Below are 14,509 nucleotides of genomic sequence, written 5' to 3'. Positions count from 1 at the left end.
TCCCCTTGGTCATTCCGGGGCGATGCGAAGCATCGAGCCCGGAATCCATTTCACCACTTGCCCGGCGGCCTGATGGATTCTCTGATGTGCAATTGCACATCATAGTTCGCGCTTCGCGCGCCCCGGAATGACGGCGACTACGTCACCAGATGCCGCGCCATTTCGGGACGCGCCTTCAGCGCGGCGCCCTGCTTGGCGACGATCTTTGCAATTCGCTCCGGCACAAAGTGCATATCGAGGAGCGCTGGCGCGGTATTGGCAACCTCGTGATATTCCGCGATCCGGCCATCGCGAAGCCGCATGATCGCAACGCCCTCGAACATCGCCCGCGCGCCAGCAGCCTCCGGCAGCGTCGAGCGGTAGCTGAACGTATAGCGCGCATAGAGCGTACGGCCGTCGCTGACTGGGTCATGCATGTCCCAGCGGAAATCGGTCGCGGTGCGATAGAACACCTCATTGATCATGTCGGCGATCGCGGCGCGCCCCGTGAAGGCGCCATAGAAGACGTCGTGATAGACGCCGTCTTCCGTGAACAGATCGGCGAATGTAGCGCCTTTACGTTGTTCGACCGCATCGCAGAAGGCGCGGAGCAGGCTCGCTGTATCCATGGCGTTTCTCCCCACTCTCTTCGTCATGCCCCGCCACCGGGTCTCGCCTTCGGCGAGCCCGATGACAGGCTCCGACGGGGCATCCAGTATTCCACAGCGGTCGTGACACATCGATAGGCCGCCGACTACTGGATCATCCGCTTTCGCGGATGATGACGGCGGGGTTACCCCATCTCCTTCACCGCCGCGATGATCCGGGCGATGTCCTGCGGGCGCGACAGGCGGTGGTCGCCGTCCTGGATCATGGTGAGCACCACATCCTCGCTCGGCAGTCGATGCGCCAGCGTGAACGCGTGTTGCCAGGGTACGTCGGGATCCTGCGCGCCCTGCAGGATGCGCACCGGGCAGCCGACATCGATCCTGGCTCCGAGTAACAAATGATGGCGTCCCTCCTCGATCAGCGCCCGCGTGATCGGATAGGGGGTATCGCCATATTGCGACGGCCGCAGCCAGACCCCCTTGGTCTCGATCTCGGCGCGGATTTCCGGCGAGAATCCCTTCCACATCAGCTCTTCGGTGAAATCCGGCGCCGGCGCGATCAGCACCATCCCCGCGAGCGTGGCGCGGCTGTCGGGCCGCTTGGCGAGTTCGCGTGCCAACAGCAGCGCCATCCAGCCCCCCATCGACGAGCCGATCACCACCTGCGGTCCGCTGCAGAACCGCTCGAACACTGCGACACTCTCTTCGAGCCAGCGCCCGATGGTGCCATCGATGAATTTGCCGCCGGATTCGCCATGGCCGGAGTAGTCGAAGCGGACGAATGCGCGTTCCTGTTCCATAGCCCACGCGTCGAGCGCAACCGCCTTGGTGCCCTTCATGTCGGAATTGAAGCCGCCGAGCCAGAACAGCCCAGGACCGTGCGCCGGGCTGCGACCGCTCCGCGCACGCACCGCTATGCGGCGGCCCTCGGCGCCGTTCCCTATCTCGATGAACTCTGGTTCCTGGTCGATCGTCGCGGAAGTGGTCATGGGATCATCACTCTCGTCAGTGCGTCTTCAATAAGCACGGGCAAACCGCGCGCAAATAAGGTGTCGCTCCTTGTAGAGTATCCGCTCACCAAATATCTGCTGTATCGCGTGACCCAAATGCCGCGCATTTGACGGTTTTGGGATGCAACTTGCGAGCACGCTTGCCCGTTGCCACGTATTGCTTCAAAATATCGGCTTCCTTCACAACTTTGGAGAGTTACCCATTCGCCGTCCCAATAGAGCCCCGCCCACTGTCGCCAAAGATGGGCCGCGCACCAACGATGACATCCGCAACGCGCAGATCCAGCTGATCGACCAGAACGGTACCAACCATGGCACCGTCGAGACCATGATGGCCATCAAGATGGCCATGGAAGCTGGCATGGACCTGGTCGAGATTTCGCCGAATACGAGTCCTCCCGTCTGCAAGATCATGGACTACGGGAAGTACAAATATTCTGCGCAGAAGAAAGCCGCCGAAGCCCGCAAGAAGCAGAAAATCGTCGAGATCAAGGAGATCAAGCTCCGTCCGATGATCGACGATCACGACTACGACGTGAAGATGCGCGCGATGCAGCGCTTCTTCGAGGAAGGCGACAAGGTCAAGATCACCTTGCGCTACCGCGGTCGTGAAATGGCGCACCAGGAGATCGGCACCAAGCTGCTGGACAAGGTCAAGGCCGACGTCGCGGAATTCGCCAAGGTCGAGCAGGACGCGAGGTTCGAGGGCCGCCAGGTCGTGATGGTGTTGGCACCGCGCTGACCTGAAGTTTTCGTTCGATGACCAGACGACGCCCGTTGGACCAATCCGGCGGGCGTTTTCGTTTTCTTCTCCCTCCCCCGCTTGCGGGGGAGGGCCGGGGTGAGGGTGTCTCCACGATTCAGGTCCTCGCAAGTGGAGAAAGCCCCCACCCGGCGCTGCGCGTCGACCTCCGCCGCAAGCGGGAGAGGTGAAGCACCTCCCGAGGATCGGCAGTTCCGGGATTGCCAATTCGCCCCTACTCTGCCATAAGCGCAGCCTTCGCCGCCCGGCTGATCAAGGGCTGCCGTGGCGACGTCTGTGCGGGTTGTTCCATTTTACGAAAAACCTGAGCACGTTCAACGCTCTAACGAGCATTTTAGCCGGCCGACGCCCCTCGCGGGGGGTTTCGTGTTGCCGGGATTAAGGAGAGCCAAATGCCCAAGCTGAAGACCAAATCGGGCGCCAAGAAGCGCTTCAAAGTGACTGGCACCGGCAAGGTGATGCACGCCCAGCGCGGCAAGCGCCACGGCATGATCAAGCGGACCACCAAGCAGATCCGCCAGCTCCGCGGCACCCGCGTGCTGTTCAAGACCGACGGCGACAACATCAAGAAGTACTTCTTGCCGAACGCCTGATCGCGCCTGAGCCGAGCCGCGACCAGCGCGGCCCCCGTCGCCACTTCAGTAACTCGAGGATTTAAGTCATGTCTCGCGTCAAACGCGGTGTGACCGCCCACGCCAAGCACAAGAAAGTCTACAAGGCCGCCAAGGGCTATTACGGCCGCCGCAAGAACACCATCCGTGTCGCCAAGCAGGCGGTCGAGAAGGCCGGCCAATATGCGTTTCGCGACCGCAAGCGCAAGAAGCGCACCTTCCGCGCGCTCTGGATCCAGCGGCTCAACGCCGCCGTGCGCCCGTTTGGCCTGACCTACAGCCGATTTATCGACGGCCTGTCGAAGTCCGGCATCGAGGTCGACCGCAAGGTGCTGTCGGATCTCGCGATCCGCGAGCCGGCCGCATTCCAGGCGATCGCCGAGAAGGCCAAGGCTGCGCTCGCGGCCTAAGGCGTTTTCGAGCGAAGTGGACACCGGTTCGCGTGAAGAAAACGCGTCAAAACAGGAATCTAGAGCTTCGGTTCTAATTCAATCAGAACCGAGGCTCTAAACCATCGCTGCTTTCGCTTTTCTGCGAAGTTTCTGGAAGTTGTCATGCCCGGCCAGGTCCGGGCATGCCGGGCTGGGAGCGCCGACTTGGTATCCTGGCCAAAAGGGATTGCCATGACCGGCCTAGCCCAACTCGAATCCCAAATCCTCTCTGACATTTCCAACGCCGGCGACGAAGCGGCGCTGGAAGCGGTGCGCGTCGCCGCCCTCGGCAAGAAGGGCTCGATCTCGGCGCTGCTTGCCACTCTCGGCAAGATGTCGTCCGACGAGCGCAAGACGCAAGGCGCGGCGATCAACCTCGCCAAGGACAAGGTCACGCAGGCGCTCGCCGCGCGCCGCGAGGTGCTGAAGACCGCCGCGCTCGACGCCCGCCTCGCCACTGAGACCATCGACGTCACGCTGCCGCTGCGCGAGGCGCCGGCGGAAGCCGGCCGCATCCATCCGCTCAGCCAGGTCTGGGACGAGTTGACGGCGATCTTCGCCGACATGGGATTCTCGGTCGCCGAAGGTCCCGACATCGAGACCGACGACTACAACTTCACGAAACTGAACTTCCCGATCGGCCATCCCGCGCGCGAGATGCACGATACCTTCTTCTTCAATCCGAAGGAGGACGGCTCGCGCATGCTGCTGCGGACCCACACCTCGCCGGTGCAGGTGCGCACGATGCTGACGCAGAAGCCGCCGATCCGCGTCATCTGTCCCGGCCGCACCTATCGCATCGATTCGGACGCAACCCATACGCCGCAGTTCCACCAGGTCGAGGGACTCGTGATCGACAAGGAGTCGCATCTCGGCCACCTCAAATGGATCCTGCACGAGTTCTGCAAGGCGTTCTTCGAGGTCGACCACATCAACATGCGCTTCCGGCCGTCGTTCTTCCCCTTCACCGAGCCGTCGCTGGAAGTCGACATCCAGTGCCGCCGCGACAAGGGCGAGATCCGTTTCGGCGAGGGCGAGGATTGGCTGGAAATCCTCGGCTGCGGCATGGTGCACCCGAACGTGCTGCGCGCCTGCGGCCTCGACCCCGACGTCTACCAGGGCTTCGCCTGGGGCATGGGCATCGACCGCATCGCGATGCTGAAATACGGCATGAGCGACCTACGCCAACTGTTCGACAGCGACGTCCGCTGGCTCAGCCACTACGGCTTCAAGCCGCTGGAGATCCCGACACTGGCCGGGGGATTGAGTTCGTGAACTCGGTTCTCACTTGCGGGCCGGCGAAGGCGCTCTCCGTTCCCTCCCCCTTGTGGGGGAGGGTCAGGGAGGGGGGCAGCCGCGGATGCCGCACGCAGTTGTAAGCGGCCGCCAGCGCAGCCGGGCGAAGCAGCTTCGCCGAGCGATGACGCCCGCCGAAACCTTGGTGTGGCGCCACGTGAAGGCCAATCGATTGGAAGGAGTCGGCGTTCGTCGCCAGGTCCCGATCGGAAACTACATCGTCGATTTCGTTTGCTTTTCCGCAAAGCTCATCATTGAACTCGACGGCGAATCCCACAATTTCGAAGAAACTCAAAAGAAGGATCAGCGTCGCGACGCCTTCTTGAGATCTGAAGGATTTCGAGTGCTGCGCTTCACAAATGAGCAGGTCATGTCGAATCTTGAGGGCGTCGTAGAGGCTATCCGCCAAGCGATTCGCTTCGGAGCAAGCGGCTCACCCCCCTCCCCAACCCTCCCCCACAAGGGGGGAGGGAACTCTGACACCGCTGCAAGTATCACAGCAAACATCAATACGACCCGAGGCGCACAGCCATGAAATTCACGCTCTCCTGGCTGAAGGAACATCTCGACACCGACGAGCCCCTGGAAAGGCTCGCCGACAAGCTCACCATGATCGGGCTCGAGGTCGAGAACATCGAGGACAAGGCGAAGGCGCTGGCGCCGTTTACGATTGCGCGGGTGATCTCGGCTGAGCAGCATCCGAATGCCGATCGTCTGCGGGTCTGCATGGTCGATACCGGCAATGGTTCTGCGCCGGTGCAGGTGGTCTGCGGTGCGCCGAATGCGCGAACTGGGCTGATCAGCGTGTTCTCACCACCCGGCACCTTCATTCCCGGCAAGAACATCACGCTCGGCGTTGGCACGATCCGCGGCGTCGAGAGCCGCGGCATGCTGTGCTCGGCGGCCGAGCTCGAGATTTCCGACGACCATGACGGCATCATCGAACTGCCCGGCGACGCGCCGGTCGGCCAAGGCTATGCCGAATGGGCCGGGCTCGGCGATCCCGTCATCGAGATCAACCTGACGCCGAACCGGCAGGATTGCACCGGCGTGCACGGGATCGCGCGCGATCTCTCGGCCGCCGACATGGGCAAGTTGATCGACCCTGCGATCAAGCCGATCAAAGGCGAATTCGCCTCGCCCGTGACGGTCGCGGTGGAAGACGCCTCGCTCTGCCCGGGTTTCGCGCTGCGGCTGGTGCGCGGCGTGAAGAACGGCCCGTCGCCGGAATGGCTGCAGAAGCGACTGGCCTCGATCGGCCTCAGACCAATCAATGCGCTGGTCGACATCACCAACTTCATGACCTACGACCGCGCGCGTCCGCTGCACGTGTTCGACGCCAAGAAGGTAAAGGGTAATCTGGTGGTGCGACGCGCCCGCGACGGCGAGACGCTGCTCGCGCTCGACGGTCGCACCTACACGCTCGATTCCTCGATGTGCGTGATATCGGATGATGCCGGCGTCGAATCGCTTGCGGGCATCATGGGCGGCGAAGCGTCCGGCTGTGACGATGATACCACCGACGTGCTGATCGAGTCGGCGCTGTGGAACGAGATCAACATCGCCCAGACTGGGCGCAAGCTCGGCATCAATTCGGATGCGCGCTATCGCTTCGAGCGCGGCGTCGACCCGGCTTTCATGGTGCTGGGCCTCGAGCTTGCGACCAAGATGGTGATGGACTTGTGCGGCGGCGCGCCGTCGGAAAGCATCGTCGTCGGCAATCGCTTCGGCGACGACCGCGTGATCGATTTTCCGCTCACCGAGGTCAAGCGGCTTGCAGGGATCGAGGTGCCGCTGGTCGAGATGAAGCGCATTCTCGCCCATCTCGGCTTCATGGTCGCGGGCACCGGCCCTGTGGTGAAGATCGCGGTGCCGTCCTGGCGCACCGACGTCCATGGCAAGGCCGACATCGTCGAGGAGATCGTCCGCATCGTCGGCGTCGGCAAGGTGCCGGAGACGCCGTTCGATCGCGGCGAGGCGCCGCGCAAGCCGGTGCTGACTTCAATCCAGCTCCGCACCCGCCGCGCCAAGCGCGCGCTGGCCGCGCGCGGCATGGTGGAAGCCGTAACCTGGTCGTTCATTTCAAAGCCTGCGGCGGAACTGTTCGGCGGTGGACAGGCCGAATTGACGCTTGCCAACCCGATCGCATCCGACCTCTCGGACATGCGGCCAAGCCTCTTGCCCGGCCTCGTCGCCGCTGCGCAAGCGAACATCAACCGCGGCTATCCTGACGTAGCGCTGTTCGAGGTCGGCCAGGTGTTCAAGGGCGACAAGCCGGAAGACCAGTTTGTTGCCGCTTCCGGCGTGCGCCACGGCTTCGCCTCGTTGGAAGGCCTGGGGCGCAGTTGGTCTGGCTCAGCCACGACCGGCGCGTTCGACGCCAAGGCCGACGCATTCGCCGTGCTCGCGGCGGCCGGTGCGCCGGTGCAGGCGCTGCAGGTCGTGCCCGGCGGCCCCGCCTGGTTGCATCCCGGACGCTCCGGCATGATCCAGATCGGGCTGCAGAACGTGCTCGGCCATTTCGGCGAGTTGCACCCGCGCGCGCTGGAGGCGCTCGGCGCCGACGGCCCAATGATCGCGTTCGAGGTGATCCTCGACCGCATCCCCGACGCCAAGCGCAGGCCGACCCGCGCCAAGCCCGCGCTCGAACTCTCCGCGTTCCAGCCGGTGTCGCGCGATTTCGCCTTCATCGTCAATCGCAGCGTCAAGGCGGGTGATATCGTTCGCGCCGCGCTGGCCGCGGACAAGAAGCTGATCACTGAGGTCACCGTGTTCGACGTCTATGAGGGCAAGGGCATGGAGGACGGCAGGAAGTCGATCGCGATCGCGGTGACGATCCAGCCGCGCGAGAAGACGCTGACCGACCAGGAGATCGACGCGGTGGCGGGCAAGATCGTCACTGAAGTCACGAAGAAGACCGGCGGCACTCTCCGGGGATGAGCCCGTTCGGCCTCATCCCTTCCGACGTCAGCCTCAACGTCGCGCTGGCGGTCTGTGCCATCGCCTTCGTCTCGGGAACGGCGCGCGGCTTTTCCGGCTTTGGTTCCGCGCTGATTTTCATGCCGCTGGCGAGCAGCATCGCCGCACCCCGTCTGGTCGCCGCCCTGCTGCTGATCATCGATTTCGTCGCGGCCACGCCGCTGCTTCCAAACGCGTGGCAGAAAGCTGATCGCCAGGCCACCGCGATCATGGTGCTCGGCGCGCTCGTCGGCGTGCCGGTCGGCACGTATTTTCTCAGCGTGCTCGATCCCGTGACCACGCGCTGGATCATTTCCGGCTTCGTCGCTGCGCTGATGGTGCTGCTGCTGTCGGGCTGGCGCTATCGCGGCAAGGATCACACAGCGCTTTCAATCGGCATCGGCGGTCTCTCCGGCTTTTGCAGTGGGCTCGCGCAGACCGGCGGTCCGCCGATCGTCGGCTATTGGCTCGGCCGCCCTATCACTCCAGTAGTCGCGCGCGCCAACATCGTGCTGTTCTTCGGCGCCTCGGATTTCTTTTCCGTTGTGAGCTATTTCTTCACCGGCCTGATCACCGCCGATTCCCTCAAGTTCTCACTCGTGGTCGGCCCGGTCTACGCGATCGGCGTCTGGTTCGGCGCTTCCCTGTTCGGCAAGGCCAGCGAAAAGACCTTCCGCGCCATCTGCTACGCCCTGATCGCCGCCGCCGTCATCGTCGGCCTGCCTGCCCTCGACGGCCTGCTGCGCGGGAAGTAGGTCTAGGCGGGGACATCGAGCCGTCACCTCCGTCGTCATTCCGGGGCGCGACGAAGTCGCGAGCCCGGAATCCATTCAACCACTTGCGCTGGCGGAGCAATGGATTCCGGGCTCGTCCTTCGGACGCCCCGGAATGACGGAGGAGAAAAATTCGCCATTGATTCCAAACTGATTTGCCCCGTCCAGCCCTCGCGCAAAAAACATTCCGCTTCCGTCGTCGGGCAAATCAGCACTATGACTCCGCGCGTCTCATCCAAATGAGGGGCGGCTCGCGATCGTCACGAACGTGCGGTGAGATGCGGTGGACGCGGGTGCTGCGACTGACGAGCGTGACTATCCGCGGACGGCGAAGTCGTGTGGTTCTGGCGCCCCGACGCTGGCGCTAAGCTTTGTGGATCGAGTGTCCGCAGAGTGACGGTGGCAAGAAAGCCTGGTCACCGGGAAGAGCACGAAGTAAGCCGTAAAACCATCGCGCAGGGAAAGCCGGTGTTGCTCCGGTTGACCTGTGGTCCTACCCCCGTGCTTTTTGTTGCACGGGGCCCACGGGTGCAACCGGCACCCGGCTTTCCCTGCGCCCTCTGTTCGATGAGAGGGCGGAACGAGATGCAAACCTCGGGCGAAAAGCGCCGCGAGAACGCAGACTCGCATCCTCTCCGCTGTTTGAAATCTTGAATCAGAACGCCCCGCTTGTCGTCCCGGGCTTGACCCGGGACCCATAACCACAGGCGTCCGTGATGTGCTCCGCTGCAACCGCTTACTCGCACCACAACACCTCCCTGTGGCTATGAGTCCTCGCTTTCGCGAGGACGATGGAAGCGGCTACCCAATCACCAAATCGCAATACGCGTGGCCATCGCGTTGCATGCGCTCACCTGTGGTGACTTCAAGCCGGTGCGAGAACATCGGGCCTGCGACCACGCAGGTGTGAAACTCGCCGTTCTCGCCACAGGGATCGACGTCATCAGGGAGATCGGCGAGGAGCTGCGCATCGAACCGGCGGCCGGCGAATTCCGCAGGGAGCCGCTTCAGGTCAACGGTCGTAAGATAGGCTTCCAGCCCACTCGCGATCATAGCTTGCGCCAATGCTGGGGTCGGCCGTTCCCACAGTGGGAAGACGGGTGTGATGCCGGTACCGTCCAGCTTCTGCTCGCGGTAGGCGCGAATGTCCGCGAGGAAGAGATCGCCGAAGATCATGTGCGTGATGCCCTCGGCGACAGCCTGCGCGACTGCTTTGCCCATGCGCGCCTCATAGACTTCGTTGGGGCAAGGATATGGGATCGGCACGATCCGCTGCGGCAGCCCCGCTGCCTCGCATTGCGCGCGCAAAATCTGCGGCCGCACGTCGTGGACCGCGACGCGCTCGAAGCTCTCGGTGACCGTTGTCAGCGCGCCGACCACCTCGAACGCGCCTGCCTGCATCACTTCGTGCAATGCGAACGCGCTGTCCTTGCCGCTGGACCACGAGATCAACGCTTTCGGGCGCGGCATCAGTCGAACAGCCCTCGCGGCTGGGCCGATTGCGCCCGCGGCGTGCGCCGGCGTTGCTTCTGGGGCGGCGGCGCTGCCGCCGGTGCAGCCGACAACGCGCCGATCCGACGCAGCGCCGCTTCCGCGGCCCGCTCGCCGCTCTCCCAGGCGCCGTCGACCGTACCCCACAAGGTTTCGTGCGTGGCCTCGCCGGCGAAATACATGCAGCCAACCGGATCGATCAGCGCTCTCCGAGCGGCCTGCCCGCCCGGCGCGGCCACCGACATCGCGCCGAGTATGTAGGGCGAAGCATTCCAGCGCGTCGCGCTCGAGTTCTTGATGCCGGCCACCGCATCGCTGCCGAACAGCTTCTTCAGCCAGTCCGACGCGAATGCGACCATCGCCTGCTCGCCCTCTGCCGAGATATCGCGGCCGAACGAGCCCGCGACGTCGATCGTGCACAAGGATGAACCGCCGATATTGGCATAGAGCAGCGCGGTGCGAGTCGAATTGCTCTGCTCGATCAGGACATCGTCACGCGCAAACCCAAGCGGATTGCCCGGCAGCTCCAGCGCGATGCGGTCGTAGCTGCCGAGGCTGAGCTTGGCCATGGCGTCATTGACGCGCTTGGGAAGATCGGAATCGAACCTGAGCTTGCCGGATGCGAGCACATTGATCGACACCGTGATGATGGCGGCGCGCGCCTGGATCTTGCCGGAGGTCGTGTCCACGACGACGTCGCGGTTGCTCCAGGAGAGGCGTTTCGCCGGCGTGGACAGTGCCACCGGCAACTGCTCACCGAGCTTCGTGACCAGCGTGCCGAGCCCCTGTCGGCAAGCGATCGCGCTGGTGCGATCCTGCGCCCGCGCCCTGTCGACGACCGAAATATCCTTGAGGTCCTTGCCGGTAAAACTGGCACCGAGCACGAACTCCGCCGTGCCGGCCCAATCGCCAAGCTCCTTTGGCAGCACCGAGGCGCAGGAGACGTCGCTCCGCCGCGCGGCATCGTCGATCGCGCGATTGGCGCGCACCAGCGCGGCCAGGAACTCCTCGGTCTCGCCGGGACGCGCATTGCGTCGGCCGATCCGGATCTTCTCGCCCGCCGGTGCCGGCATGAGCTCGAGGCCGGCGGTCCGCGCGAGCCGGATCATCGGATTGGTCTCGGGATTATGCGTCCAGCGCGCGCCGCGATCGAACGGCACCTCGAAGGTCGAGCTGTCGGTCTGGCACCGGCCGCCGATCTGGCTCGCGGCTTCCAGCACGATCACCTTACGGCCCGCCGCCAACACCCGTCGCGCCGCAGCAATGCCGGCAGCGCCCGCACCAATGACCACGATGTCGGCCTCGCGCGGCGCCGCCGCACTAGCGCGGCCGGCAAGCAACGGAGTAGCGGCGATGCCTGCGGACGCCGACAGAAAGTCGCGGCGGGTAATCCTCATATCATGGTTTCCGCAGGCTTGAAGCAAATGGGAACGGCCCGCGAACCTTGCCGCATCTCATGCGGGGCAGCAACCGTCATGGTGAATCAATCATGATTGATCGGCTGCGCCGATGAACCAAATTGCAACGGCTCGCGACCATGATAAGGAACCAAGAAGCGGGAAGGGCAAGCCGCGCGGGGGGAAGTTTCATGGGCGTCATGCTCGACACGATCGGCAAGGTGATCGCGGGTTACCTGCAGAAGGAGATTCTCGGTTACGAGCCGTTCACGCCGAGCGATCCGGAGCATCTGCGCGGCGTGATCCAGCCTGGCGATGTCCTGCTGGTCGAAGGCAACAACCGGATTTCCGGCATCATCAAATACCTCACGCAGTCGACCTGGTCGCACGCCGCGCTCTATGTCGGTCCGGTCGACGGCGCCGGCGAGGCGGACGGCGAGCCGCATGTGCTGATCGAGGCCAATATCGGCGAAGGCGTGACATCGGCGCCGCTGTCGAAATATTTCCCCTATCACACCCGCCTCTGCCGTCCGGTCGGACTGTCCTACGAGGACCGCGAGACGGTGTGCCGCTACGCCATCAACCGGATCGGCTTCGGCTACGACACCAAGAACATCGTCGATCTCGCGCGCTATCTGTTCCCAATGCCGGTGCCGCAGCGCTGGCGTCGGCGGATGATCGCGCTTGGATCGGGCGATCCTACCAAGATCATCTGCTCGGCACTGATCGCACAGGCCTTCGACGCCGTGCGCTACCCGATCCTGCCCAAGATCACGCGCACTTCGAGCCGCAGGGCGCGGCGCGAGATCCTGCATATCCGCGATTCCTCGCTCTACATGCCGCGCGACTTCGACATCTCGCCCTATTTCGAAGTCGTCAAACCCACCATCGTGCACGGCTTCGACTACACCGCCCTGCACTGGGCCGACAAGCAGAAGCCGCTTGAGGAGGTGGCGGGCGAATTCAGTGTGTTTCAGAAAAAATCGCCGCCGCTCGTTCCTGAAACGATTGACCAGGAAACGCCGCTTCCGGCTGCGCCTGAAGATACGGAAGTGAAGGCGGAGAGACTCGCGGCTTAATCGCGCTAGAAACCCGCCGCCAGCGTCAGCCGGACCGCGAGCGATTCGGCCGGATGGATGTGACGGTCGGCGACGCCGTCGATCGGCTCGCCCGGCAGACGCGACAGATAGTAGTATTCGATCTGGTTGGTGTTGGCATTGAAGAGATTGAGCACGTCGAGCTGCAGCCGCATGCCATTGTCGAACTGGTAGCCGGCGCGGGCGTTGAAGATCAGCGAGGATTACTGGTTGGCCTTGCCCTCGCCGGAATGCTAGGTGACGATCAGGCCAGGCACAACTTCCAGCACCTCGCCGACACGCGACACCGGCAGCGCATTGACCTCCTCGCCGCTGATGCGCATCTCGCTCGCGGCCGTCGGCCGAACATTGGTGGTGTCCGAATCTCCCGAACCGGGAGCGATGCCGCTCGCCGCCGATGCAGGCAGCCCCGATTGGGCAGCGTGAGGATTTCGCCCGCTCTGTGGACGGCGCGACTGTTCGGTCCGCTTGATCCGCTTCGGCGTCGCCATCTCGGGCGACGTCACCGTGACGGAGGGAAGCTGGTTTCCTGCTCCGACCGCAGCCATCTCTGCCTGCGCCGCCGACGTGAGGACAACAAGGGAGGCCGTGGGAAAAATCCACCCGACAAGTTTACGCAATGCCCATGCCCCCGCATGGCAACCTGCTACAATCCGAGAGGCAACCAGTTCGACTTCAACCCCGGCCCAGCGAGGCTAGCAAGCCTAGTATGATGTTACAACCGGAACATCATACTGTCGCGCCCGCGACACCAATCGGAATTTTCTGATGCAACGGATCACCATCACCATCGAGGACGACCTGCTTGCCGAGATCGATGCCGCGGCAAAAGCGCGCGGCTACCAGAACCGCTCGGAGATCATCCGCGATCTCGCGCGGGCGGGATTGCAGCAGAGTGCGGAGAACGCGACGCCTTCAGGGCAATGCGTGGCCGCGCTGGTGTACATCTACGACCACGCCGCGCGCGACCTGTCGAAACGGCTGGTGCAGAACTTCCATGGTCACCATGACCTGTCGCTGGCGACGCTGCACGTCCACCTCGACAATGATAGCTGCATGGAGGTGACGGCGCTGAAGGGCGCCGCCGGCGACGTCCGCCATCTCGCCGGACCACGTCATCGCCGAACGCGGCGTGCGCTATGGCCGGGTCGTGATGATCCCGACCGTAGCGGACAAGAAGCCGCGCAAGCATGGGCACGGTTGAGGGGCAGCATCCGGCTCTTGCCGAAGCCATCGGCCATGTCTACCTCCCGCAGGGGCTTCCTTGAGGTAGATCCACCATGTTAGACGCCGCCGTCAAGGCGCTCACGCAAATCCTGTCGCCGCCGATGCGCTCGATCCTGTGGCGCTCGATCGGCGTAGCGCTGGTATTGGTGACCGTGCTCGCGATCGGATTGCAGCGGCTCCTGAGCTGGTTTGCCGACTATGGCGAGGTCTGGGCCGAGGGCCTGCTCGGCCCCAACTTCCATTCCACACTCAACGTGCTCTCCTGGATCGTGTCGATCGCCGCTGGTTTCGGCGTGGTGCTTGGCGGCATCTTCCTGATGCCTGCAATCACCTCGCTGGTGGCGAGCCTGTTCGTCGACGATGTCGCCGACCATGTCGAGCGTGAACATTATCCGGCCGAACAGCCCGGTGTCCCGCTGCCGTTCAACCTTGCCATGGCCGAGGGCGTCAAGACCGCGCTGCTGACGATCCTGGTCTATCTGATCGCGCTGCCCTTTGTGCTCCTCGCCGGTGCCGGCTTCCTGATCTTCTTCCTCGCCACCGCATGGCTGTTGGGCCGCGAATATTTTGAGCTTGCCGCGATGCGGTTCCGGCCGCCGGCGGAAGCGAAAGCGATGCGCCGCGACAATGCCGCGACCATATTCACCGCCGGCCTGATCATAGCCGCCTTCGTGTCGATCCCGATCGTCAACCTGGCGACGCCGCTGTTTGGCATGGCTTTCATGGTCCACATGCACAAGCGCCTCTCAGGGCCGCGGCCGGAATTGCTCGAGCCCAGACGGCAGGAAATGTCGATGCGCTAAAGCGCGATGAGATGAGGATGAATCATCATCGCGCTTTAGGTTATTGTTTGAGCATGATCTTTTCG

14 protein-coding genes and 2 pseudogenes are annotated in these 14,509 nt (G+C 63.7%); 10 read left to right on the top strand and 6 right to left on the bottom strand.

All coding sequences use genetic code 11. The features are described from left to right. Positions 1 to 137: 137 nt before the first annotated feature. Both J6497_RS09840 and J6497_RS09835 read right to left on the bottom strand, forming a co-directional pair. Complete coding sequence (locus J6497_RS09840; RefSeq protein WP_225704063.1) at positions 138 to 608, bottom strand: nuclear transport factor 2 family protein; 471 nt, start codon at positions 606 to 608, stop codon at positions 138 to 140. Positions 609 to 772: 164 nt separating this feature from the next. After that, positions 773 to 1,576, bottom strand: coding sequence for an alpha/beta hydrolase (locus J6497_RS09835; protein WP_225704062.1), 804 nt, complete (start codon positions 1,574 to 1,576; stop codon positions 773 to 775). 223 nt (positions 1,577 to 1,799) lie between these two features. Here J6497_RS09835 and infC point away from each other — a divergent pair, with 223 nt between their 5' ends. From infC to J6497_RS09800, 7 genes are all read left to right on the top strand, one after another. Next, positions 1,800 to 2,339 carry a translation initiation factor IF-3 gene (gene infC / locus J6497_RS09830; RefSeq protein ID WP_225704188.1) on the top strand — a complete coding sequence of 180 codons (540 nt, stop codon included), beginning with the start codon at positions 1,800 to 1,802 and terminating at the stop codon, positions 2,337 to 2,339. A gap of 413 nt (positions 2,340 to 2,752) precedes the next feature. After that, complete coding sequence (gene rpmI, locus J6497_RS09825; protein ID WP_225704061.1) at positions 2,753 to 2,953, top strand: 50S ribosomal protein L35; 201 nt, start codon at positions 2,753 to 2,755, stop codon at positions 2,951 to 2,953. A gap of 68 nt (positions 2,954 to 3,021) precedes the next feature. Further along, positions 3,022 to 3,381, top strand: coding sequence for a 50S ribosomal protein L20 (gene rplT / locus J6497_RS09820; RefSeq protein WP_225704060.1), 360 nt, complete (start codon positions 3,022 to 3,024; stop codon positions 3,379 to 3,381). Positions 3,382 to 3,594: 213 nt separating this feature from the next. After that, a complete protein-coding gene (gene pheS / locus J6497_RS09815) occupies positions 3,595 to 4,677 on the top strand; it encodes a phenylalanine--tRNA ligase subunit alpha (RefSeq protein ID WP_225704059.1) in 1,083 nt (360 codons plus the stop codon). Positions 4,678 to 4,762: 85 nt separating this feature from the next. Beyond that, on the top strand, positions 4,763 to 5,233 hold the full coding sequence (locus J6497_RS09810; RefSeq protein WP_225704058.1) for an endonuclease domain-containing protein: 471 nt from the start codon (positions 4,763 to 4,765) through the stop codon (positions 5,231 to 5,233). After that, complete coding sequence (gene pheT / locus J6497_RS09805) at positions 5,230 to 7,638, top strand: phenylalanine--tRNA ligase subunit beta (protein ID WP_225704057.1); 2,409 nt, start codon at positions 5,230 to 5,232, stop codon at positions 7,636 to 7,638. The genes J6497_RS09810 and pheT overlap by 4 nt, the downstream gene beginning before the upstream one ends. Further along, a complete protein-coding gene (locus J6497_RS09800) occupies positions 7,635 to 8,411 on the top strand; it encodes a sulfite exporter TauE/SafE family protein (RefSeq protein WP_225704056.1) in 777 nt (258 codons plus the stop codon). Before pheT ends, J6497_RS09800 begins: the two co-directional genes overlap by 4 nt. A gap of 819 nt (positions 8,412 to 9,230) precedes the next feature. Here the strand turns inward: J6497_RS09800 and J6497_RS09795 are convergent. Further along, a complete protein-coding gene (locus J6497_RS09795) occupies positions 9,231 to 9,899 on the bottom strand; it encodes a Dph6-related ATP pyrophosphatase (protein WP_225704055.1) in 669 nt (222 codons plus the stop codon). Further along, entirely contained in the window at positions 9,899 to 11,317 is a 1,419-nt protein-coding gene (locus J6497_RS09790; RefSeq protein WP_225704054.1) for a flavin monoamine oxidase family protein, read from the bottom strand. Before J6497_RS09790 ends, J6497_RS09795 begins: the two co-directional genes overlap by 1 nt. Positions 11,318 to 11,508: 191 nt before the next feature. On the opposite strand from J6497_RS09790, the gene J6497_RS09785 reads away from it, so the two are divergent. Next, on the top strand, positions 11,509 to 12,396 hold the full coding sequence (locus J6497_RS09785; RefSeq protein WP_225704053.1) for a YiiX/YebB-like N1pC/P60 family cysteine hydrolase: 888 nt from the start codon (positions 11,509 to 11,511) through the stop codon (positions 12,394 to 12,396). A gap of 5 nt (positions 12,397 to 12,401) precedes the next feature. Here the strand turns inward: J6497_RS09785 and J6497_RS09780 are convergent. After that, positions 12,402 to 12,617, bottom strand: a pseudogene (locus J6497_RS09780) (TonB-dependent receptor); the annotation flags it as partial. Positions 12,618 to 12,647: 30 nt separating this feature from the next. Continuing rightward, positions 12,648 to 12,962, bottom strand: coding sequence for a hypothetical protein (locus tag J6497_RS09775; RefSeq protein WP_225704052.1), 315 nt, complete (start codon positions 12,960 to 12,962; stop codon positions 12,648 to 12,650). A gap of 220 nt (positions 12,963 to 13,182) precedes the next feature. Between J6497_RS09775 and nikR the strand changes: the two are divergent. Together nikR and J6497_RS09765 are read left to right on the top strand one after the other, a co-directional pair. Further along, positions 13,183 to 13,618, top strand: a pseudogene (gene nikR / locus J6497_RS09770) (nickel-responsive transcriptional regulator NikR). A gap of 76 nt (positions 13,619 to 13,694) precedes the next feature. Then, the gene (locus J6497_RS09765) at positions 13,695 to 14,444 is read left to right on the top strand and encodes a sulfate transporter family protein (protein WP_225704051.1); all 750 of its coding nucleotides are present in this window, start codon (positions 13,695 to 13,697) and stop codon (positions 14,442 to 14,444) included. Positions 14,445 to 14,509 lie beyond the last annotated feature (65 nt).

The sequence above is a fragment of the Bradyrhizobium cenepequi genome (assembly GCF_020329485.1).
GTDB lineage: Bacteria > Pseudomonadota > Alphaproteobacteria > Rhizobiales > Xanthobacteraceae > Bradyrhizobium > Bradyrhizobium cenepequi.
Note: the sequence above shows the minus strand (reverse complement) of the source record. Positions and strands in the feature narration are given on the sequence as shown.